We start from the raw sequence: 22,796 nt of genomic DNA on the forward strand, positions 1-22,796 counted from the left end.
GCTCTACGCCAGCCGTAGCTACCTGGACCGCACACCGCCGATTGAAAAACGCGAGGACCTGGCGGTGCACGCCTGGATCGATTACGTCGACGATTTACTGTTCAGCCAGGAACTGAAATTCCTCAGCAGTTTCTGCCGCAACCCCAAAGTGGTGTTCCACAGCACCAGCGTGATCGCCCAGCACCAGGCGGCGCGCTCGGGGTTGGGGATCGCGGTATTGCCGTGCTTCATGGCAACGGGGGACCCGGATTTGGTGGCGTTGTTGCCAGGGGAGAGTATCCAGCGCAGTTACTGGATCAGCTCAAGAAGGGAGTTGCACAAATCTGTGCGGTTGCGGGTGTTGTGGGATTACGTGATGGAGTTGTGTGCACGTGAGCAACGTTTGCTGCTCGGCGAATCCCACTGAAGAAACCGGCTGAAAAATGTGGGAGGGGGCTTGCTCCCGATAGCGGCCGGTCAGTCAATGCATCTGTGACTGAGCCACCGCCATCGGGGGCAAGCCCCCTCCCACAATTGGAGTGCGTTGTGTCAGATGAGGTTTAGAGCTTCACCACCTGATGCACCTGCTCGGCACACGCCCGCACATCCTTAATCATTTTGCCGAACGCTTCACTGGCAATCTCATCGTGGGTCAGCCAGCGCTTTTTCTGGCTGAGGCGGTAGTGATAACGCAGCTCGCCATCTTTGAGCGTACCGTCCAGGTCCATGTCGTACCAGGGCGAGCGCACTTGGCAGCCGGGAATCGCTTTCTCCATCTGCCCGCCGGTGAGGGTGATGGTGTAGTCGTTGGTTTCGGGGTTGCCCAGGTACAGCTCGGCTTGTTGCCCCTGGCGGCGGTAGTTGATGAAACCGTCCCAGCGCTCTTTCAAGGATTGGTCGGTGTAGATGTAATCGTTCGCCAGTTTTTCCAGGGCGCGCTGGTCGTGCAGGGTGGCGTTGACGGTGTAGCCGTCGTGCACGACGAAGGCTGTGGGCTCGCGGGTGATGTGGCAGTCGCTGATCTCGTTGCCGAAGTTGGCGCAGATGTTCTGGTCGGTGGCAGTGGCGCCTTGTTGGCGGTCGGCAACGCTCAGTTGCATCAGCGGCAAGCGGCTGAAGGTGATGGTGGCTTGGGTCGCGCCGTTGCCCTGTTTGTCGAACTGTACTTTTTTGTCCAGGCGCAGGGTGGTTTCAGGGCGTTCCAATGGGATGTGTTCTTCGCGGACTTGGCCCTGAGCATCGTTGACCAGCACCCAGCGGTCCTGGATGTCCGGCATGACTTGGCCTGGGGCGAACACCGGGTTGGTCGGGTCGAGCCACCACACCTGGCCGTCCACTTCGGCGCGTACGATGGCGTGGTTCGGGGCGAGGGTGCCGGGGATGAGTAACGATTCGACCACCTCGCCACGGCTGACCCAGGCGGTTTCGGCCTTGATACCGCTGGCCTTGAGCATGGCGGTCAGCAGGATCGCCAGGTCTTTGCAGTCGCCATAGCCATGCTCCTCGATTTCTGCGAGGTTGAACGGCACGTAGCCGCGCTCGGTGGCGCGCCAGTCGCCCAGGTAGCGGTAGTGGTCGTTGATGTGCTGCATCAGTGCGGCGACCTGCTCAGCCGGTGCCAAGCTGCGTGCAGCGGTGACGGCGGCAGCACTTTGCGCGGGCAGGTTGGCGCCGAGGATCTGGTTGTAGCGTTGGGCGAAGTCGCCGAAATAGGCCTGGCGATCCAGGGCACTGCCCACTTCCAGGCGCGGGATGCGCAACAGTGCAGCACTGGAGGCTTCGTTGATGTAGTTGAGGTAGGCCGGCGCTTTCTGCACCACGTCCAGGGTCTTGCCGTTGGCCGAGGGCGTTACTTTAAAACCGTCGAACAGTTCGCTGCGCCATTGGATAGGCCGCTCGGCGGTAAAGCGCGCCTTGAAGCGGTCGCGCCGTGCGGCGCTGGGGCCGAACTTGAGAGCGTAGTGAAACTGAGTCATCAGCGGTTTCGCTGGATTATGTTCGCGCACGGTCAGGCGGATCTGCGTGCCGACACGCAGGTTGGGGAAGGCCAGCGATGTCTGCTTGTCGCGGCTGAAGCCCTGGTCCGGGTTGGGTGCGGTGCGTGTGTCGATCTGCGCGGCGCCCAGGGCGACTGGCTTGGCGCCGGGCTGGGTGGACGCTGCGCTGATCACTTCAAAGGTGTCGCCTTCGGAGTAGTCGAAGTCGATGCGCGACAGCATCTCGCGACCGTTGGGCTTGAGGATGGTGTAGTGGTACGTGGTGGTGCAGTCGGTGCTGGCGTCACGGTTGAAGTGGCAGTGCAGCTCGGTGTCGCTGGCCAGCGGGGCTTCGGCCATAGGTTGCAGTGCAGCGTAAGTGGACTGGGCAGCGAACCCCAGACTGAGGGCAAGCAAGGGGCGGTGAAACGAAAAACGGTGCAAACGGTACATTGGCGCCTCGGGTGACACAGTGGAACAACTACCCGACGGGTAGTGAGAAGGCGACAGATGATAATGGATCGCAACAACAAAAGCCAGGATTGTTCGACAATCTTTCAGGCTGTAATGCCCGAGATAGAGCCTTTTCTTTGATTTGTGTCAGGGTTTTCGCAGTTCGAAATCGGCGCTGGCGAGCTTCTCGCCATTGATCAGTACATGTACCGTGTGTCGGCCGGGGTAGTGCTTGCGTGTGGTCAGCTCGCGGATATGTTGCTCGCGGCGAATACTGTGATGTTCCCCCGCGCCGAGGGTAAATGCCTTGAGCTTGAAGACCTTGGCGGCGCTGTGGCCGGCACTTTTTATGTAGTCGATGGCGTAGTCCACCACCAGTTTTTGCGCAGTGGCGGCGGTGGATTCCAGGCTGAAGGACAGGCTGATGCGTTCGCCCAGGTTGATCACCGCTGGGGTGACTTTCAGCTGATGAATCTTCACTTCGGCCTTGGCGCCCGCGCCCATGATTGTCAGTGCGCGGGTGTTGCCTTGCTTGATCAGGCTGCGCAGCGCATGGCGGGCGATCCAAGCCGTGTGCGGGTTCTCCAGCGACCAACCTTCGATCAGGCTGAGCACCCAATCCGGATGGTCCTTGGTGATGTCGTTGAGGTGGTTGGCCACCGACTTGCGTACATACAGGCTGGGATCGGCCTTGAGGTTGTCGAGGATCGAGGCGCACAGTTCGGGGTTGGCTTGCACGTGCGCCAGGCGAAACGACCACGGCAGGCGCGGGCGCGAGCCTTCGCTGGCCAGGCGCCGTATATGCTCGTTGTCGTCCAGCGACCAGGCTTGCATCACTGCCAAGGTGCGTTCGAAGTCATCCAGCAGGAAATGGCGGATGGCAAATTCGGCGGAGCCAAAGGTCGTGAAATATTTGAGCGCCGCCATCGAACGCTTGAAGTCGTCGCGCCCGTAACTGGCCACGTAGTGTGGCAGGAACAGGCTGACGAACCCGCTGTTCAGGCGCGGGGCCAGGGCATAAAGCAGCTTGAGGGTGTGCGGGTAATCCAGCGGGATGACCGCCTGCAGGCTCTCGCTGACCCGTGCCATACGCTGCATCACCGACAACTCGGCCAGCCCGGCCGTGGCGTGCTTGAGGAAGTCCTTGGCGTTGAACTCCGGGTACACCGCCGTCATCTCGGTGGCGATGTGTTGCAGGCGTTCGACGTTGAAGATTTCCTTGAGGGCCGGTGCGCTTTGGTCGGTCATCGGTGAGTCCATGCAGGTGAGCGGGTCAGAGAAACCAGCGATATTCCCGTGCAGCAATCTCTTGCTGGAAGGCCAAGTGATCCTGGCGTTTGTTCTCGCAATACACGTCGATAAATTCGCCGCCCAGTTTATCGCGCAATACCGGTTGATGCTGCATGGCGCGTACGGCATCGAGCATTTCCAGGGGGAAATCCGTGCCGCTGGTGCGGTCGTCATTCAGCGGCGCGATGGGATCGCGCTTGGCTTCAAGGCCATGTTCCAGGCCAGCGAGAATCGCTGCCAGCACCAGATACGGATTGGCATCGGCACTGGCCAGGCGGTGTTCGATCCGCAAGTTGCGGGGGTCGGATTCGGGAATGCGCACGCACGCGTCGCGGTCCTCAAAGCCCCAACTGGCACGGGTCGCCGCATTGACCGTACCACCCAGGCGGCGGAAGGCGTTGTGGTTGGGCGAGAAGATCGGCATGCAATGCGGCAGCAGTTCCAGGCAACCGGCCACTGCATGACGCAGCGGCTGTTGCTGGTGCGCCGCCAGCAAGTTGTTGCCCGCCGCATCGTAGAGGCTCACGTGCACATGCATGCCACTGCCGGGGTATTGCAGGTACGGCTTGGCCATGAAGCTGGCGCGGTAACCGTGCTTGAGTGCCACGCCACGGGTACTGCGGCAGAACAGGGCGGCCCAGTCGGCGGCGCGCAGGCCGTCGTCCAGGTGGCCGAAATTGATCTCGAACTGGCCGGGGCCGATCTCGGCGGTGATCACCGTGATGTCGATACCTTGGTCCTTGGCGGTTTGTGCCATGTCGTCGAGCACTTCGCTGAAGCGCGACAGGCGCTCGATATGCAAGTTAGGCTGGTCATCGGCGTCGTCGCTCAACGGGTCGCGGGCGAATTGCGGCAGGCCGTTGTCGAGCTTTTTATCGAACAGGTAGAACTCCAGTTCAAACGCCACCACCGGGTGTATGCCCTTGTGTTGCAGGCGTTCCAGCACCTTGTCCAGCACTTCACGGGGTTCGAATTCGATGGGCGCTTCGGTGCCGTCCGAGGTGATCAGCATCTGGCCCAGCGGCTGGTTTTCCCAGGTGACGGGTTTGAGCGTGCCCGGCACCAGGCGGCGGTTGGCGTCCGGGTCGCCGTCGTTGAAGCAGTAATCGCCGATCTTGAACAACCCACCCTGAACCCCCAGCAGCACGGCGTTTTGCGGCAGCTTCAAGGGGCTGCCGGCAGCGACTTTTTCGAGCATCTCGACCGGGTAGCGCTTGCCGTAGAAATGCCCGGGGATGTCCAGGGCGATCAGGTCGACATAACGCACGTCGGGGTGGTTCTGGCGAAAGGTCCGTACTTCGGCCAGCAACGTCGAGGAATGGCTTTTCACGGGTGCAGCTCCTAGTTGTAAACCCACAATACGCGGGCGGGCAGGTCGGTCAGATTGGCGTAGCGACAGTGGGCGAAACTGGCCAGGTGGAAGCTGTCACCCGGGCCGAGGGTGACCGCGTCGGCCTCACCTTCCACCCACAGCGTCAACTCGCCTTCCAGCACAAAACCGGCCTGCTCGGCGCGGTCGCTCATGGTTTGTTCACCGCTATTGGCGCCGGGCGCCAGCAGGCTGTCGAGCATCGAGAAGGCGCCGTTCATGCTCGGAGAGACGAGGATGTCGGTGATGCCATTGGCGTAATACACCGTACGCCGTTCGTTGGGGCGGGTGATCCAGTCCACGGCCTTGGGTTTGGGCTGGCTGTAGAAGTAGGTGGTGGGCACGTCGAGGGCGTGGCTGATGGCGGTGAGGTCGGCCACGGTCGGGCGCGACAGACCGCGCTCGACCTGGGACAGGAAGCCCACCGAACGCTCGATTTTCTGCGCGAGTTGGGCGAGGGTGAGCTTCTTGTGCTTGCGCAGGTCATGGATCAGCGCGGCGAGGGTGGCGAGTTCTTCTTGGGGGGTCATGAAATTTATTTCGATAAATTTCATGAAAAAATACAGGATTTATTTCATGCAAGCAATCAGCACCTTCGCCGCAGCATCGGCCTTAAGGTCGGAAGATAAACGGTTTCACGCCCCAGGTGCCTGTCAGCTCTACGCCGCCGACCAACAGCAACAGGTTCCCGGCGTCGCGCGCCTGAATCAGCGCGTCGCGCAGGACGGGTCGTTGTGCCTCCAGGTTGGCCGGTGTGGGCGTTTGAGGGTTGTACTGCCTGGCGGACAGCTTCGGGGAGTGGGTCTTGCGCAACGTCAGCCAATACCAGGTCGGCCGGTCTGCGCGCCGGAAGATCAACTCGGTGCTGTACCGCGAGTCGAAGACTTCGTAGTGACTGTCTGTGAGCAGTTCGCGCATCAGCGTTTTGATGTTGATTTGGGTGGGCTGCTCCAACAGGTTTGAAACCAGGGCGGGACGTAACCCAGTCGTGTCGAAGCGTATGAGGTTGAACTCGTTTGAAACTCCCAATGACCACTCGAATGGCCCTGGCCCTCTCGGCAATGTAGGAAGCAAGGCCAGCGGGTCGTTCGCGATCAAGGAGTGGCGCTGGGTCAGTGTGCCGGCAGCGCCCCGGGTCCATTCTGTCCAGTCCTGCAGGGTGTTGAGCACATGCGTAAAGCCTTTTGCGGTCAACCCAGGAGGGTTGGCTGTGTTGAACAGGCTTGCGCCCAGTTGGGTGCGGGCGCGTGGGTCGAAGCGGGGGAACATGCTGTTCATGTGCGTGGCAATTGATGAGGGAAGCGGCGGTTGCGGGTGGATGAGCCAGGTATCCAAGTGAGCGTTGTATTCCACGAGCCTGGGCTGTTCAAACGGCGCGTTCGCGACCACGTGTTCGAATTGCGCGAATGTCGAATGAGGCTGGTCCGCCGACACGATGGCGGTCCTCGCGCCCTGCGTGGCGAATACGCTATCGCCTGGCAGGATCGCGTAGTAACGCCCGTTGATCTTGATGTAGTCCTGCAGCGCCTGGCTCGGCGTTGCCTGGCTTCGGCGCCACACGCCCGGGCGCCCCGGCACAGGGTTCATCGTCTGTGGCGCAAAGGGTTGCCCCCAATCCACAAAGCGTTCTGCGTCGCTGCGGGGTGGGCGCTGAGGCGGCAGGGCTGGCCTGCTTGGCCCAGGGGCGGGGCCGATGGCGGTGACGGTTTGGGTGCCCGGCAGGTCGGCACCCTGCAACCGAGCCCAGAAGCGGTTCTGGGTGGTTTGCAGGTACGCAAAGCTTACATCGAGTTGGTCTGGCGCCCGGCTCAGGCGGAACACCAGGGACATCTGGTGTTCAAGGTGATTGAACGCGGGGAAATTGAAGGATTCAAACACCCGTCGAGCCTGTTGCAGGTCCAGATGCGGGAAAAGATCCATCAACGCCGTTTCCGGCCCGGGTACGCACCGGGTGTGCGCCTTGGGTCCTTGAGCCGCCAGACCTGGGCATCGTGATCCCTGCGGATCGAATACCAGCGGCCGTTCTCCTGCAGGAAATGCCGAGGCGCCTCGAAGGCACCGGGCGTCGCCGTATCTTGTACGTAGATCTGCTGGTCTTCCCACCCTGCCAACGGTTTGACGCCCGTGGGCTTGCTGCGCAACGCCAGCTTCGGGTTGAGCCTGGGGCCGGCTGCAACCGCTTTGCTCGCCGAACGCGCGCCGCCGATTGCACCGTCGATCACTGCGCCCACCATCTCACCCAAGGCCCGCACTATGTACTGGGCGGCGGCGGTGCTGTCGCCGAGCTGGGCAGCTTCCACGGCATTGATGATGGATAGGATGCTTCTGGACAGGCCAATCGGCAGCATGACCTTGACCGGCAGGAACAGTGTGGCGAAGTCCAGTGCCGCGGTGACGAGGGTGGCGGCGCTTTCGAGGTTGGCTTCCTGGGTGCTGGTCGATTGCGCATTGGCATCGTTGATCACAGCGGACGCTTCGGCCTGGTAAGCCTCTTCCAGGAAGTGATCGGCGATGCGGCTCAAGGCGATGACCACTTCGTTCGCCCCACCTTTGAGCATGTTCTGGATGCGCGGGCGGGCACTGAGTTGCACACGGGCGGTCAGGTAGTCGCGCCAGGCGCTGTGGTTGATGAAGTCGCGGTGCATGGCCGAGGCATCGGCGTATTCGTGGAACAGGCGACCGTTGGCGCCGCCGGGGGTATACACCACCAGCGAGGCGACACTGTGGGACGCGGTTGAAAACACCAGCACCCCGCGCACGCGTTCACCGCGCAGTTTCAGGCTGCTGACGATGATGCGGTGCTCTTCGACGGTGGGGCGTTTATCGTCATCCGTGGGGCCGGCGAGGGCACTCATCACCCAGGTGTACCCGCGGTTGAGCCGGTCCGGCAGGAAGTCGCCGGCGATTTTGGCCTCGATGGCGTCCACCCGCAGTTGCAAGGCCATGAGTTGGGCGTAGCGATCCTGATCGGCGTACGCCTCGCTGGAGCTGACCAGGCGCTTCTTCAGGAATTGCTCGTAGCTGCCACCGATATTGACGTTGCGCACCAGCTCCTTGACTTGCGCCACCGTCAGCGCGGTATAGGGCGTCTGGTCTTTATCGGTCAGCCAGGCGAAGTTCGTGAAGTTGAGATCCAGCCACTCGATGTTTTCCAACGCCAATGCGGTCAGGGTCAGCGTACGTGTGGTGTAGACCGGCGTACCCGGTGCCGGCGGTTGCGGCTTGCCGCCCACCACATAGCTGCCTGTGGAGCGGGCGGCGTAGGTTTTGGTGTGGACGATGATGGTATCGGGGTCGGTCACCAGGCCATATTCGTCCTCCAGGCGCCTGCGCAATTGCTCATTGCTGTAGGACAGCACGGCGGCAGGGTCGCTGAATTGGGACAGGGAGGGCAGCCCCTCGGGCACGGACAGTCGCTGCAAGGCATCGGCGTAAGCCTGTGTGGCGCTCGACCAGCGTTGCTGATCGTCGGGGCTTGCTTGCTTGAGAAACTGCTGGAGCTGGCGCCGCAGTTTCTTCTGATGGCGGGCGACCAGGACGCCACTGGCATCAAAGGCACGGGTCAGATCGGTGACCCGGTCGAGGCTGGCCGGCAATTGACGTGGGTCCTGGCCTTGGGGCTGACGCTGGTAGTGCGCAATCATCCAGGTGAAGTCTGCCTGGGACCGGTCATGCAACGCGTCCAGGCTATTGCTGAACACCGACTCCAGCCTCTCGAGGTAGCGAAACTGGTCGCTTGAGGGCTGTTGCTGGTGAAACGCCAGGCCACTGGCACGATCGTTGTGGCTCATCAGGGCCAGGATGTCGCCGAACTCGACGGCGCTGTTGAGTCGGCGATGCAATTCACGGTCAAGGCCGGCCAACGAGTCGAAGGCTTCGAAGCCGCTGGTCGGGAGGTACAACACCACGTTGCCGACGTTGGCCTGGGGGGCGATGTCACGCACCAGCAGCGGTTTTTCCTCACCCTCGAAGCGCACCTGGGCGTCGTCCGGGGCCCGGGCAGTGAGCACGAATGCCCCGTACAGCGGGATATCCCGCGACAGTTTGTCCTTGAGCGCCACGCCCAAGGCGCAGGGTCGGTAGCCGTTCAAGGCGCGTCGGGAGGCCGCATCCGGGTAGCGCATGACACGCAGGAGCAGCAGCTCGCTTGACACATCGAGCAAGCCGTCGATCTTCAGCAGTTCGGTTTCGGCCCTCATCACGTCCAAGCGCTTCTCGGCCAGCCACTGTTTGCAGGTGCGGGTATCGTTGGTGTCGATGGGCGCTGCCCAGAACTGTTCGACATGGGTGTTGAAGCGCGTCGACAGGGAGCTTGCCAGCGAATCGAGAAAACGGTCGAACGCCTGTGGGGTGAGTGCCAGTGCCGATCCGTCGTCTCGACCGTCGCAGGTACGGTGGAAGCGGGTAGCGCGCGTAGCGTAGTGGGCGGCGCGTTGCGTGACGATCCTTTCCACAGCGGCCTCCATGAGGGTCGGCAGCAACGGGTTCAACGCCTGAGCCGACGCTGTATCGGGCGCGTCTGCCGGGGCGATCTTGAGGTAGGTCCTGGTCAGGTCGAGGGGCGTGGGCAGCGTGTTGAACGCCTGGTTGAACGCATCCTGCACACAGCTGAAAAACGTTGGTTGCCCCTGCAACAGCTGCCTGATTTCGCTGTTCAGGGTCTGGATCCGCTGGACCAGGCGGCGTTGCCGACGGCTGTCGCGCGCATTCAATGTGATGCTCATCGGGGTCGATAGAGCGTTGCCGTATCGCATGTCAATTACCTGCAAAATAAGGTGAATGAGCATGGTGCTGCTGGCGCGGGCTGCGTGTGTGCTATCCCGTTAATACGTCGAAGGGGCGCGCGTGGGGAGTTCGTCATCGCGGCTGAATGTTTGCGTGCCGCAGCGGTCCGAACCTGGGTACGCATCATTCATTGAGGAACACCCATGACGTCAAAATCCCTGTTCGCCTCCCTGCTGGTCGCCGCGAGCCTGTCCACCGCCAGCTTTATCGTGCAAGCCGGTGACACCCCCCAGGAGACAGTGAAGCCGTCCAACATCAACACCCGTGATCTGAAGGAGGGTGACCGCGCTCCGGATATCTTGATGCGCAAGGAGTCGGCCGTCAGCGACTGGAAAAAACGCGGTCTCAAACAGCCTGAAGAAGACAGCCAATGGGCGCGGGTGGGCGACCGCTTCGTGCTGCTCAAGACCACCAACGGCACTATTCTCGAGATCACCCCCGTCAAGAAATGACATTGCATTTGTGCCCTGTTCCTGAGTTAAGGTAACCGGCTATAAAGGCCGCGTTACCTTCAAGGAAAGAAAGCAGGATGCTTACCACAATAAGAAACTACCCCCGCACCGTTAACCTGTTGTTGTCCGCCACGTTGTTGCTCACGTTGGCCAAGGCCATCACCTTTCCATACCTGGTGATTTACCTCACCCATCACTTTGCCCTAGACATTACCCAGGTCGGCCTGGTGATCGGCAGTTCGTTGATCGTAGGCTCGTTGCTCAGCGTATATGGCGGTTTTCTGGTTGATCGCATCAACAGCTATCGGCTGTTGCTGGCCTGCAGCGTGCTGTTTGTACTGGGCTTTATAGGCACGATGCTCGCGGGGAATATCTGGACCTTCTACACCTGCCTGATCCTGATCAACCTGGCTTACGCCGTCATCGACATTGCGGTGAAGGCAGGCTTTGCCAGCCTTTTGCTGGAAGACGCGCGCAGCGAAGTGTTTTCCATCAAGTACACCCTGACCAATATCGGTTATGCGGTGGGGCCTGCTTTCGGGGCCATGGTCGCCAAAGTGGATATCGGCCTGCCGTTCGTCCTGTCGGCGCTGTTGGGGGCGGGTTTTTTCCTGCTGTATTGGCGCTGGGGTGATCGCACGTTGACCACCGTCGATGCCACGCAAAAGCCGGTGTCGTTCATGGCAGTGGGCCGCGTGTTGCTGCGGGACCATCGCCTGGTTTGCTTCACCCTCGGCGGCGTGCTCAGCGCCGTGGTGTTCGGCCAGTTCACCGCGTGGCTGTCGCAGTACCTGGTGACGACCACTACGGCGGAATACACCTACACCGTGGTCAGTGCTGTGCTCACCACCAACGCCGTGGGTGTCATTGCCTTGCAGTATGTGATTGGCCGGCGCATTTCCCACCGGTATCTGAGCCAGTGGCTGGTCGCTGGGCTGGGCATGTTCATGTTGGGCTTGATCGGTTTTGCGCTGTCCACCAGCGTGCTGTGGTGGGTGCTGGCGATGGCGGTGTTCACCGTGGGGGAAATCATCGTGTTTCCGGCCGAGTACATGTTTATCGACCGGATCGCTCCGGACCACCTGCGGGGTATGTATTACGGAGCGCAGAACCTGTCCAACCTGGGCGCGGCGCTGGGGCCGGTGTTGTGCGGGCTGGTGCTGGCCAGCCTGCCGGCCCACACCATGTTCTACATGCTGGGGGCGTTTATCGTCGGGGGAGGGGTGTTCTATTTCATTGGGGCGTCGTTGAAGGCAAATCATCCAGCGTGAGTTTGCCCACGTTGTTGCTTTCCAGTTCGTAGCGCAGCTCTTCCACCATTTTTGCCACTTCTTGCGGGGTCTGCAGCCGGTTGGTGCTGATCCCGGTGACCACCAGGTCGACCCGGCCGGTGTCGGCGTCGAAGACCTTGAGGGTCAGGGATGCATCCCGGCACAGGGTGAATTCGCAGGTCAGCGGCGACAAGCCTTCTTCGATGCAGTTGCGCAGTTGAGAGACGGTAAACATGCTGGTTCCTTCAGGACATAAACGATGCCTTGAAGGTTATGGACTAGCCTGCGCCGCTATAAGGCGAATTCGCACTAGCTGAACTAGTGCATTTGCACTTTCAGGGCTTGTTTTTCAGGCGCAATTCACCGGCAAACAACCCGCGCTCACGGGCCCAGACAATCGCCGCACTGCGGCTATGCACCCCCAGTTTGGAGTACACCGTGGCGACATGGTTACGCACGGTGTTGGGTGCCAGTTTCAGGCGGGAGGCGATCTCCTTGTCGGCCAGCCCTTCGCAGATCAAGCCCAACACATCGCGCTCACGGGCAGTGAGGTCGGTGAAAGCTACGTTGGGCAGGTTGGGGCTGTTGACGCTCTTGGCGTTGGCCAGTTTTTCGATCAGGGTCTGGCTGAACCAGGACGCGTCCTGCATCACTTCCTCGATGGCCGCCACCAATTCCAGTTCCGAGCGTTTGCGTTCGGTGATGTTCATCAGTACCAACAGGTAGCAGGGCACATCCTGGATGACCACGGTGTCGGCGGAGACCACGCAGTCGATCACTTCATTACCTTTTTTGCGCACCTTCAGGTCATGACCTTCCAGGTTGCCGGCTTTTTCCAGGCTGGCGAACATCTGCGTACCGGCTTGGGGGCTGTCGATAAAGTCGATGTCTTCGATGGACTTGCCGATCAGCTCTTCGCTGATGTACCCGGTGATGCTCATAAAGGCTTCGTTGATATCCACCACCTGGCGGTTGTCGGCGCTGCACACCAGGGTCGGCACGGGTGTCAGTCGGAACGACTTGGCGAAGCGTTCTTCACTCTGGCGCAAGGCAATTTCGGCCTTGCGCCGTGGCTCCAGGTCCATGAACGAGAAGAGCATGCAGTCTTCTTCGTTCATGTCCAACGGCTGACCGGCGACGATCACCAGTTTGCTGCCGCCGTTGGGCAGCCTCAGTTCGGCCTGCATCTGCGGGATGGTTGCGCCTTCCCCCAGGCGCTCAATGGCCAGGTCCTTGCGCTCGGCCTGTTCCAGTACGTCCAGTTCATACACGGATTTGCCGATCACTTGGTCGCGGTTGTAGCCGGTCATCTCCAAAAAGCCCTGGTTGACCTTGATGTAGCGCAGGTCGCTCAGGCGGCAAATCACGGCCGGTGCGGGGTTGGCATTGAACGTCTTTTCGAAGCGCTGCTCGGCGCTGGCCCATTCGGTAGCGTCGCTGAGGATCAGCACCAGCAATTCAGGGTTACCCGAGGCGTCGTTGAGCACCAGGCTGCGCAGGCGGTGCACCCAACTGCGCTCATCGTTGACGGTGGGCATGACTTCCACGATGACGTCGCTGAACTCTTCGCCGTCGGCCACACGGCTGAGGGGGTAGCTGTCGAGTTGCAGCGGATGGTTGTTGCGATAGCGCAAGGCGAAGCGCTTGGCATATTCCTGGTTGTTGGCCCCCAGGTCCTTGACCTCGCTGACCCCGTGCATGGTCAGCGCCGCTTCGTTGGCCCAAAGAATGGTCTGGTCGACTTCGGCCAGAATCACCCCATCGGACAGCCCGGAAATGATCTGCTGTAGCTGGCGGCGGTTGGTTTCTTTGGCAAGAACGTCCTGGGTCATAGGGTCTCCGGGGTGTGGGCGCATGGGAGTACGACACCCGGGCTTCAGGATAGTGCAGAGCGATTCCCTCGCGCGGGGTGCGAATGCACCAGATGGTCTGGTGCATTTGAGCGGGGACGCCGGGCAGCAAGCCCCTCCAGACTGAAACGGTCAATCACTGTGTCAAAGGATCGAACATGACCACTGTCTATGAAACCAACCGTTCACCGTTTCGCGTGTCCTGGAGCTCCGTCCTGGCCGGTAGTGCAATTGCCCTGGTGACTTACCTGGTGCTCAGCGTGTTGGGCACCGCCATTGGCGCGAGTGCCGTCAACCCGATGGAAGCGGGTAACCCGTTGCGTGGCTTCGGTACTGGCGCCGGTATCTGGCTGTTTGTCTCGACGCTGTTGGCTATCTCCGTCGGCGCGTTCGTGGCCGGGCGTACCGCGCCGGATCGCGGTGGCCTGCACGGCGTGCTGACCTGGACCCTGACTACTTTGCTCACCACTTGGCTGTTGGCGGCATTAGCCTCCAGCGTCGTCGGTACCGCGGGCAATGTGGTGGGCAAGGGGCTGTCCGCTGCCGGCAGTGGTATTGCCGCCGTGGCGCCGGGTATCAGCGACAGCGTCAAGCAGCAGTTGGACGAGCAGGGCATTCACCTGGATTGGAACAGCCTGCAGGGCCAACTCGACACCTTGCTCAAACAAAGCGGCAAGCCTGAACTGGACCCGGCCAACGTCGAGCAAAAAGCCGACCAGGCTGCAGCGGATGGCAAGCAATCGGCCACCGATGCGGCGACCAACCCAGCCCAGGCTGGCGATGCGCTGAAGCAATGGTTCGAACGGGTAAAAGCATCCGGTGAACCAACGCTGAATGCGGCGGATAAGGACGCCCTGATCAACATCGTGGCGGCTCGTACCGGCAAGAGCAAGGCCGAGGCCACCCAGATCGTCGACAACTACGCCCAGGCCTATCAGCAAGCGATGCAAAAGGTCGCTGAATTGAAACAACAGGCCGAACAAAAGGCTCGTGAAGCCGGTGAAGTGGCGGCCAAGCAATTGTCCCGCGCGGCCTGGAGCACCCTGGCGATGCTGTTGTTGGGCGCAGCCTTGAGCTTCTTTATCGGTCGCATGGCGCTGACAACCCGTCGCGTACCTTTGGCTTAAAGCGGTTGGCGGCAAGGACGCCGCGTCAATGAACGCGTAAAATGCCGGCTTTTTACGCGTATCACGCAAAGGTGCCCCTTGAGCGCAGGCAAAGCCGTCGGACTGTTATTACTCACCTCAATGCTGGCGGCGTGCGGCACTTCGCCGCCACGCACGCCCAATGACATCTGCGGCATCTTCCGCGAAAAGGACGACTGGTACGACGCCGCCAAAGTCACGCAAAAGCGCTGGGGCGTGCCGATCCAGGTGCCGTTCGCCATCATGTATCAGGAATCCGGCTTTCGGCAGAACGCCTTGACCCCGCGTAAATACCTGTTGTGGATCATCCCCTGGGGCCGCGTCTCCACAGCCGCCGGCTATGCCCAGGCCAAAGATGAAGTGTGGAACGACTACCGCAAAAGCACCGGCCGCAGTGGCGCCAGCCGCCAAGACTTCGACGACGCCATCGACTTCGTCGGCTGGTACATGGACAAGACCTATACCATCAACGGCGTATACAAATACGACGCCTACGGCCAATACCTGAACTACCACGAAGGCTGGGGTGGCTACCGTCAACGCACCTACGCCGCCAAAGCCTGGCTGCCGCCGGTAGCCAGCAAGGTGCAGGCGCGCTCGCAGATGTATGCGGCGCAATATGCCGGGTGCAAGGATGATTTGGGGCGGGGGTTCTGGAGTCGGTTCTGGCATTGGTTGTGAGGGCTGAATATTTTGACCAGTCCCACGTTGCAACAAAGTACAGCGTGGGAGAGATCCTCACATTTGGACTAACCAACCCACAAATGGCACCACCAAAAGCGTGCTTAATGCCATTGATATCACGTTGCCGATATACGGATGAAAGTAGGCGGGCATTCGACCAGCAATCGCGCAGGCCAATGGCGGTGCAATCAGTGCGCCCAGTAATGCACTTGAACCGATCACTGTCCAACTGCCGCCGTAGGTCAACACCGCAGCAGGCACCACCGATACCAACGGAACATAGGTTGGATACCAGCCCCGTTTGATCCACTGGTGCCGCCAGATCACTACACCCAGCGCCGACGTCAGTGCCTGCGCGCCGATCATGGGCAAGATCAGGCCTGATCCATAAGCCGGACTAAGCGGGTTAAGGGCGTATGCCAGTAGCACTCCAGCCAATAACCCAAGACTGGCCAGCTCATTTCCGAAAAAGGGGGCTTCGGAAAAGTCCGCCAACACCCGACGCAGACTCCATACCACACCGTAGGTAGGCGGCTTGGTGGCCATGGGGCCTCTGGGCGCGATGTAGTCCGACCGCACCAATGAAGGTATACGACGACAAAGTAGGAACGCTATAACGCTGCCTATCGCCATGCCCAACACATTGCCGATCACCACAGGTAATCCCAACGGCGTGCATACAAAGTTCACGATCAATAAACAAATTGGCGTAACCAGCAACGCCCCTAATACCGCACCATTGAGCGTGACTTTCCAACCGCCACCGAACATCAGCACCATTGCCGCCGGTAATGAGACAAATGCCGCAAATGTTGGTTGCCATGTCTCAGCGTTGACGCTCCATCCCCACAGCAAGTTGCTCAGCAGTAACCCCAGCAACGAGCTGGTGACCAGCCAAGGCCACAGCCCGGTGCCATAGGAGATGGAAAAACCTTGCCAGGCCTTCTCGCGCCTGCTCGCCCACCAAGCAAGGTAGGCGCCACTCAGCAAGCCGAGCGACGCAAGCTCGTGTTTGTAAAAGGCCACTTCACTGATGTCCCCGAGTATCCACCGCAGCCAGGCAATCGGGTGGGGCAGGCTTGCGGCCATCTCGCCATAGCTTGGCCAAGAGCCTTGATGACTGACGGCGACCCAGATCACCAGCAATACACTTATCGAACCTAGGAAAAGGACCGTAGTATCCGCCCTCGATCGGATGCATGTTGCCTTGCTAAATAACGTTCCCATGGGCAGCCCTCCGATCAGCGCGGCAGGGCTGGGTGCTGGGAGTACCCGAGCATTTGGCCATAGAGATCAGTGCGTCGGTCGCGTTGCAGGTCATTGAGGCTGTTCCAGATTGGCGCACTTCTGGCACTGGTGATATCGATGTCTGCGAACAGGATCTCCTGGCGATTGGCCGAAGCTACAGCACCAATTGGCCAGCCATTGGTTCCAGCAATCAACGAGCAACCTAGATAACGGGCATCGCGCTCTTCGCCAATGCGACTGGCAGCAGCGATAAATACATTGTTTACATGGGCTGCAGTCATCGTCAGGTATGAAGCCATGCACTTGCCAGCGTCATCGAATAGTGGTGGTGGCGTCCAAACCCAATTATTCAGACTGCAAATGATATCGGCGCCTTGCTGGCTGAGAATACGTGGTACTTCCGGAAACCATATGTCCCAGCAGATCAGCAGACCGATGCGGCCGATGGGTGTTTCAAATACCGGAAAACCCATATCTCCTGGGGAGAACCAGAGCTTTTCCAGGTTCCACAAATGAGCTTTGCGATATTTTCCGATAAACCCTTCAGGCCCTAACAGAACAGCTGTATTGAACAATCGCGTATCGTCTATTTCGCTTAAACCCGCAACCAAATACACCTGATGCCTGCAGGCAAAATCAACCCATGCTTGAACACTGACGCCGTCTGGAACCGTTTCGGCATGATCAAAGGCATCCTGGCGACTACTGAAGAAGTAACCACAATTAGAAAGCTCGGGTAGTACGATCAGGTTGGCGCCACCGTTCACGGCTTCGGTTGCCAATGCAAGACTTTGATGCAGATTGTTGGCTCGGTTGCCGACACCGACCTGAGGGTCAAACTGGATGACAGCTACGCGGGCAGGGCTTGTTGGTTCGCTCATGGGAAAGACCTCTTATTGTTATACAACCTGGAAATGGTTGGGTGTTTATAAGAGGTGTAGGTTTGTTTAAATGGAAGTCGGATAGTTCCTGTTGGGTTGTAGTCTTTTTCTCTTACTTGGTTTCGGTTTGATACTCTGGATAGTTTAGAAGGCTAAATCCTCCATTGAAAAGTGCTTGGGTTCTGTTGCAGATGTTGATCACTGTATCAATGGCGCCTCTGAAACAGGGTTCAGTCCAGCCAGCGTCAACGGAGAAAGATTCGCCGCAGAGGTAAAGTCCCGACGTATAAGAGAAGTCTCTATTGTATTTCATCAGGGTCACAGCGTCATAGTAGGTGCCCGCGCGATAAAGTTTCGCACAACCGAGTGAATTTTTGTCATTCATCCAGCGCTGGACGACCGCTTGTTCGTGGCCTATGTAGGGGGATATTTTTTGCTTTATATTGGTTGAGTTCAAGAGGATTCTGTCAAGCTCTTCTATGCATTTGCTCACGAGTTCCTCATCGCTGAATGCTGAGAGCTTTGTAGCGTCGTCTTCCCATGTGTAGCTAAGCAATATGCAGTCGTAGGTATGGTTTTTATTATAGCGGTAAGTGTAGATGTCGTGGATCCAACTGTCGGTTACTATTGCTTGAGGGACGGTTTTATTATGGGAGAGAAATGATTTTTTAAGCGGAGCATATACTTTGCAGCTGGTTTCCCAGTGAGCTGTTTTGTAAGCCGAAATTATTTCGAATGGGAGCATGTCCTGATTGAAGTTTTCGAGAAGAATTTGCGTCTCTATCAACCATGAAGGAAGCGTAATGACGACGGAGTCAGCGTCGATAAACTCCTTGGTTACCACTTCTTGAGGCGTGGCACTCCACTCATAGTAGACACGTATTTGGCCATTTTTAAGCTTTTTCAGTTTTGTCACTGAGCTGCTGGTAAGCAAGCCAGACTGATTTTTGATTAGATGCTCATACAAAGATTCGCGGGTATCATCTGATTTTATGAATAAGAGAGACTCTGCCAAAGCACCTAGTCCGACATAGTTGGGTTTGTTGAAGTTAAGCCCGTTAGAGTCAAGGGTTTCCGTTGCGTTCAAATAAGGTGAGGCTATTGGTGTCCCATCCGCATTTACACGTCCGTGTATCAATTGCAAATGGCTGCTGAATCCAAATATTGCAGTGCGTATGGGGTAAATTGAGCAAACCTCATAGAAAGCTCCCCAGCTGCCATCACCAATCCCGATAGAGTAAAAAACAGCTGACTCGTGTGCGGTCATACCCATTCCACCGAAATTGCCTGGGTCGCGGCGGTGCCATTTATCAATCGTTGGCATTTTCACCAAGTCGCGGAATGAAATACCTTCGTATTTCTTGACAATAGAGGCCCACATATATTCCCAGTATTCTGAACCGTAATGCTCTGAGACGTGCAGGGTCATACGCTCAGCAAATGCTTTCCATTTTGCGAAGACACGGCCTAAGATTTCACCAGGTGGCGATGTTTTTCCATCGGTGTTTTTCCAAATAAGCATGGTGGGCTCACCACTGCTCTCTATGTATCCCTCTCGCAGGTATATTCCAGTTGACCGAACAGCAGGGCTGCCTGGGTTGGGGAAGTCTGAATGAACCAATTCAAATTCGTTAGCATAATAGGCCATGAGTGAGCGCCCCTCTTTGGGGGGCTCATCTGACGCGTTGAAAAATGGCATTCGCATTGCACCCATTTCAAAAGGGGGGCGACCGGCGGTGCTGGTGTTATTACATCCAAGTGCGGTGAGGTGCCTGCCGCCAATGCGCTTGGATTTTTCAATTAGTGTGATGTTTGTGAAACCACATCTATGCAGTTCTCGCGCGGTTGTTAAACCTGTGATGCCTGCTCCAATGATGCAGATTTTATGATGGGCTTCTGTAGCTTGTGCGATACCATGTTTCTGTTCTACCAACGCGCGATAGTCGAAGCATAAATCTGGTGGATTGGGGAATCTAGCTCTCCATTTATCATTGGAAGAGCGTTTTTTTCGATGATGTTGTTGGGCTACGTCGGCAGGATAGTTGAAGTTGGAACCTATGGTCATTGTGATGCCTCCTGATCAGAGATGGTTGTCTGTTCATAGGTTGTATGTCGTCACTGGGGCGTGAGAATAAGCAAGGAGTGATTTTGAGTTAGGGAATGTCATGTTCTTTCGTAGGGAAAACGCAAAGTGATAAAGTGTTCCAGAACTTCCTTAGGGCTTCCTAGCTACATAGCCTGCTTGCAGGCCTTGCCGTTCCGCGTTTGCCAACCCCAGCCATTTCTGGGAAAACCCCTAACCTTTGCGTCTACAACGAGAACCCCATGAGCACTGACGAACTCCAGATCACCGACATCCGCCCCGGCACCGGCAAAGCCGTGGTCAAGGGGGCGCTGATTACCACTCAGTACACCGGCACCCTGGAAGATGGCACAGTGTTCGATTCGTCCTGGGAGCGTGGCAAGCCGTTCCAGTGTGTGATCGGCACCGGTCGGGTGATCAAGGGCTGGGATCAAGGATTGATGGGTATGCAGGTGGGCGGTGTGCGCACCTTGTTCGTGCCGGCGCACCTGGCGTATGGCGAGCGTTCGATGGGTGCGCATATCAAGCCCAACAGCAACCTGCGCTTTGAGATCGAGTTGCTGGAAGTGCTGACACGGGATGATTGAAGAGGATGGACATGGACGTTGATGATCAGGTGATACCGGAGTGTTCCATCGACGGCATCCGAGTGGTCGAGTTGCTCGGTCGCGATGAGGCTGAGTTGCAACGGCTGTTTGAGCGTGCACCGGATTATTTCGTCGCGGTGAATGGCGAACCGGCGACGCCGACTGAGGCGCGCGACGAGATGCAGGGGTATCTGCCCGCAGGTTGGAGTTGCAGCCGGATGTACTGGCTGGGTTACCGCGATGCTGACGATCAACTGGTCGCCGTGGTGAACATTGCAGCGGACTTGTTGGCGGCTGGGGTGTGGCATATCGGGTTGCTGTTGGTCGACAGGCGCTTGCATGGCACCGGCCTTGCTCAGCGGTTGCATGGCGATCTTGAAGCGTGGGCTGTGAGGCTCGGCGCCCAATGGCTGCGGTTGACGGTGGTCATCGGCAATACCAGGGCCGAGCGTTTCTGGCCCAAGCTGGGTTATGTGCAGGTGCGTACTCGTGAGGGCATCACGATGGGGCGGCGGGTGAACCGGGTGTCAATACAGATCAAGGCGTTGGCCGGCGGGCGGGTTGATGATTACCTGGCCATGGTGGCGAGGGATCGACCGGGCGAACCCTGAAAATCGCCTGCCTGAACTAACCCTGAAGAATCGTCTCATTCACCATGCAGATAATTTCCTACGGTTTACTCCTCCGCAAACGGGGCGTAAGCTTCGCGCGTTTTCATCAATAGCGGAGACCCTCAGTGGGTACTTGTTCGAGTGGCAGTTGTCGGCCGGTTTCTGTAACCGGCACATACTTGGCAAGGTAACGCGCATTCTTTCGATGCCGTTGTCTCGCCCTAGATAGCGAGAAGCGGCATCCCGGCAGCGGCCAGCCCTGGCACCTGCCCGAATCCCTCTCATCGACGCTGATCAGCACCTGGTTCAACCTGGGATGTTGCGTATGCGCCCGTCTTTTGCGGCGGGCGCAGCGTGCTGCTCGATCCTTGACATCATCCCGTTTCTACTCGTGTGGTATGGGTTGATGCCAACACGCCGTGCCCCGGTGGTAAAGGGTTTCCACATCCGTAAGTTTGGCGGGTAATGAGCAGGGAAGAATCCTTATGCAAGCAATCAACAACATCAACCTCAACTCCCTTGTGGATACCGTGGTCAGCCTCACCGCAGCGTTTATCCTGGGTGGCCTGATCGGTTTTGAGCGCCAGTACCGCCAGCGCACGGCGGGTTTGCGTACCAACGTGCTGGTAGCGGTGGGGGCGGCGATTTTTGTCGATATGGCCAACCGCCTCGGTGGCGCGGAAGGTGCGGTGCGCGTGGTGGCGTATGTGGTGTCGGGCATCGGCTTTCTGGGCGCTGGCGTGATCATGCGTGAAGAGGGCAATGTGCGCGGGCTCAACACCGCCGCGACGCTCTGGGCTTCGGCGGCGGTGGGGGCCTGTGCCGGCGCTGACCTGATCCTCGAAGCCCTGCTGGGCACGCTTTTTGTATTGGCCGCCAACACGCTGCTGCGGCCGATCGTCAATAACATCAACCGCCAGCCACTGGATGTAGTGTCAGCGGAGGTCACCAATATCCTCTATGTCATCGCGCGGCGTAGCCAGCAACAATCGGTGATGGTGTTGCTGGAAGCCGAGCTGGCACGGTGCAACTACCCGGCCAGTGACGTCGACGTGCGGCCGTTCGGCAGTGAAGAAGTGGAAATCGAGGCTACCCTGGCCGCAACCTCGGTCGATGGTGACGAACTGGATGCGCTGGTGGCGCGTATTTCCATGTCGACGCTGGTGGTGCAAGCCTTCTGGAGCCCGAGTACCACCGACTGACCTGCCTATGAAAAACCTGGTTGATCCGAAGATTGACTGGGTTTTGCGAGGATAAATCCTACACTTGATCAGGATTATCCCTTCAGTCTAAGCATCATTGCGTTGTTAAGGTTGCGCACTTACGGCTGGCGGGCCTTAGGGTCCGGCTTCACGTGCCCGTGGTGTTTTCAATTGAAGGGGTCCCGGCAGCGCCTGGTAATTGCCCTGAGTGTGCGCAGTGCCGCTCGTCGGAACTGTCATTTCTCACAGGTACCGAGGTCCCGTGTGACGTGGAAGAGTGCTGTGTTCACTTAGAGGGTTTTATGATCAAAGCATTAATTGTGGATGACCATCCGTTTATCCGGTCGACAGTCAAGCATCTGTTGAAGAAATCAAATTACGATGAGATCTACGAAGCGGGCAACGGCGCTGATGCCATGCAACTGGCGCGGGAGAAACGCCCCGACCTGATCATCCTGGATCTGGCGATGCCCAAGCTGGGTGGGTTGGAAGTGATCAGCCGGATCAAGGCGCTGGGCTTGCCGTGCAAGATCCTGGTGCTCACCTCGTACCTGGCGGTGTTTTTTTCCACCCGCTGCATGCGTGCCGGTGCCATGGGGTTTGTCGCCAAGACCGGTGAACTGGACGAGTTGCAAAAGGCAATCGAGGCAATCAAGGCCGGTTACAGCTGCTTCCCCAGCATTCCAACCAGCACGGTGAACCGCGATGATTTGCAGGTCACGGAGGCGGCAATGGTGGCTGCATTGTCGGACCGTGAGTTGACGGTGCTGCAGAAACTTGCCTTGGGCCTGGGCAACAAGGAAATCGCTGAAGACATGCTGCTGAGCCATAAGACCATCAGCACCTACAAGACTCGGCTCAAAGAGAAGCTGCGCATGTCATCGGTGGTGCATCTGTCCAAGTTCGCCCAGCGCAATCATCTGATCTGAT

The 22,796-nt window shown here is 58.6% G+C and carries 20 protein-coding genes; 9 read left to right on the forward strand and 11 right to left on the reverse strand.

Translation table 11 applies throughout. From position 1 onward, the window contains the following. On the forward strand, positions 1–406 hold a 406-nt coding region (locus ACRESD_RS24440), incomplete at its 5' end, for a LysR substrate-binding domain-containing protein (protein WP_431753258.1). Positions 407–539: 133 nt separating this feature from the next. On the opposite strand, the gene ACRESD_RS24445 is transcribed toward ACRESD_RS24440, so the two are convergent. The 6 genes from ACRESD_RS24445 to ACRESD_RS24470 all read right to left on the reverse strand — a co-directional run bounded on the left by ACRESD_RS24445 (position 540) and on the right by ACRESD_RS24470 (position 9,791). Next, on the reverse strand, positions 540–2,399 hold the full coding sequence (locus ACRESD_RS24445; RefSeq protein ID WP_431753289.1) for a DUF3857 domain-containing transglutaminase family protein: 1,860 nt from the start codon (positions 2,397–2,399) through the stop codon (positions 540–542). A gap of 156 nt (positions 2,400–2,555) precedes the next feature. After that, on the reverse strand, positions 2,556–3,656 hold the full coding sequence (locus tag ACRESD_RS24450) for a DNA alkylation repair protein (RefSeq protein WP_431753259.1): 1,101 nt from the start codon (positions 3,654–3,656) through the stop codon (positions 2,556–2,558). Positions 3,657–3,681: 25 nt separating this feature from the next. Next, entirely contained in the window at positions 3,682–5,028 is a 1,347-nt protein-coding gene (locus tag ACRESD_RS24455) for a glutamine synthetase family protein (RefSeq protein WP_431753260.1), read from the reverse strand. Between the two features lie 11 nt (positions 5,029–5,039). Further along, positions 5,040–5,597 (reverse strand): helix-turn-helix domain-containing protein, encoded by a 558-nt coding sequence (locus tag ACRESD_RS24460; RefSeq protein ID WP_431753261.1) that lies wholly within the window; start codon positions 5,595–5,597, stop codon positions 5,040–5,042. An 82-nt stretch (positions 5,598–5,679) separates the two neighbouring features. Further along, positions 5,680–6,987, reverse strand: coding sequence for a hypothetical protein (locus tag ACRESD_RS24465; protein ID WP_431753262.1), 1,308 nt, complete (start codon positions 6,985–6,987; stop codon positions 5,680–5,682). Then, complete coding sequence (locus tag ACRESD_RS24470) at positions 6,987–9,791, reverse strand: dermonecrotic toxin domain-containing protein (RefSeq protein ID WP_431753263.1); 2,805 nt, start codon at positions 9,789–9,791, stop codon at positions 6,987–6,989. Before ACRESD_RS24470 ends, ACRESD_RS24465 begins: the two co-directional genes overlap by 1 nt. A 204-nt stretch (positions 9,792–9,995) precedes the next feature. On the opposite strand from ACRESD_RS24470, the gene ACRESD_RS24475 reads away from it, so the two are divergent. After that, positions 9,996–10,304, forward strand: coding sequence for an RcnB family protein (locus ACRESD_RS24475; RefSeq protein ID WP_431753264.1), 309 nt, complete (start codon positions 9,996–9,998; stop codon positions 10,302–10,304). A gap of 77 nt (positions 10,305–10,381) precedes the next feature. Continuing rightward, a complete protein-coding gene (locus tag ACRESD_RS24480; protein ID WP_431753265.1) occupies positions 10,382–11,575 on the forward strand; it encodes an MFS transporter in 1,194 nt (397 codons plus the stop codon). On the opposite strand, the gene ACRESD_RS24485 is transcribed toward ACRESD_RS24480, so the two are convergent. Continuing rightward, positions 11,538–11,810, reverse strand: coding sequence for a DUF1652 domain-containing protein (locus tag ACRESD_RS24485; protein WP_431753266.1), 273 nt, complete (start codon positions 11,808–11,810; stop codon positions 11,538–11,540). The two genes, ACRESD_RS24480 and ACRESD_RS24485, sit on opposite strands and share 38 nt — an antisense overlap. Positions 11,811–11,910: 100 nt before the next feature. After that, entirely contained in the window at positions 11,911–13,407 is a 1,497-nt protein-coding gene (locus tag ACRESD_RS24490) for a PAS domain S-box protein (RefSeq protein ID WP_431753267.1), read from the reverse strand. Positions 13,408–13,583: 176 nt separating this feature from the next. Between ACRESD_RS24490 and ACRESD_RS24495 the strand changes: the two genes are divergently transcribed. Continuing rightward, on the forward strand, positions 13,584–14,552 hold the full coding sequence (locus ACRESD_RS24495) for a hypothetical protein (RefSeq protein ID WP_431753268.1): 969 nt from the start codon (positions 13,584–13,586) through the stop codon (positions 14,550–14,552). A gap of 78 nt (positions 14,553–14,630) precedes the next feature. Next, positions 14,631–15,251, forward strand: a complete 621-nt coding sequence (locus tag ACRESD_RS24500; RefSeq protein WP_431753269.1) for a hypothetical protein — start codon at positions 14,631–14,633, stop codon at positions 15,249–15,251. A gap of 57 nt (positions 15,252–15,308) precedes the next feature. Here the strand turns inward: ACRESD_RS24500 and ACRESD_RS24505 are convergent, their stop codons facing one another. From ACRESD_RS24505 to ACRESD_RS24515, 3 genes are all read right to left on the reverse strand, one after another. Then, positions 15,309–16,481: a hypothetical protein gene (locus ACRESD_RS24505; RefSeq protein ID WP_431753270.1), complete on the reverse strand. Its 1,173-nt coding sequence runs from the start codon at positions 16,479–16,481 to the stop codon at positions 15,309–15,311. A 14-nt stretch (positions 16,482–16,495) separates the two neighbouring features. After that, entirely contained in the window at positions 16,496–17,383 is an 888-nt protein-coding gene (locus ACRESD_RS24510; RefSeq protein WP_431753271.1) for a nitrilase family protein, read from the reverse strand. Between the two features lie 112 nt (positions 17,384–17,495). Beyond that, positions 17,496–19,448, reverse strand: a complete 1,953-nt coding sequence (locus ACRESD_RS24515; RefSeq protein ID WP_431753272.1) for a flavin monoamine oxidase family protein — start codon at positions 19,446–19,448, stop codon at positions 17,496–17,498. 260 nt (positions 19,449–19,708) lie between these two features. Between ACRESD_RS24515 and ACRESD_RS24520 the strand changes: the two genes are divergently transcribed. The 4 genes from ACRESD_RS24520 (at position 19,709) to ACRESD_RS24535 (ending at position 22,795) form a co-directional block, all read left to right on the forward strand. Continuing rightward, positions 19,709–20,053, forward strand: coding sequence for an FKBP-type peptidyl-prolyl cis-trans isomerase (locus tag ACRESD_RS24520; RefSeq protein ID WP_104993266.1), 345 nt, complete (start codon positions 19,709–19,711; stop codon positions 20,051–20,053). Between the two features lie 11 nt (positions 20,054–20,064). After that, positions 20,065–20,664, forward strand: coding sequence for a GNAT family N-acetyltransferase (locus ACRESD_RS24525; RefSeq protein WP_431753273.1), 600 nt, complete (start codon positions 20,065–20,067; stop codon positions 20,662–20,664). 485 nt (positions 20,665–21,149) lie between these two features. Then, entirely contained in the window at positions 21,150–21,866 is a 717-nt protein-coding gene (locus ACRESD_RS24530; RefSeq protein ID WP_431753274.1) for an MgtC/SapB family protein, read from the forward strand. A gap of 302 nt (positions 21,867–22,168) precedes the next feature. Then, positions 22,169–22,795 (forward strand): response regulator, encoded by a 627-nt coding sequence (locus ACRESD_RS24535; protein WP_431753275.1) that lies wholly within the window; start codon positions 22,169–22,171, stop codon positions 22,793–22,795. The last annotated feature ends 1 nt before the right edge of the window (position 22,796 follow it).

Origin of the sequence: Pseudomonas sp. (assembly GCF_050739995.1) — a bacterium.
GTDB lineage: Bacteria > Pseudomonadota > Gammaproteobacteria > Pseudomonadales > Pseudomonadaceae > Aquipseudomonas.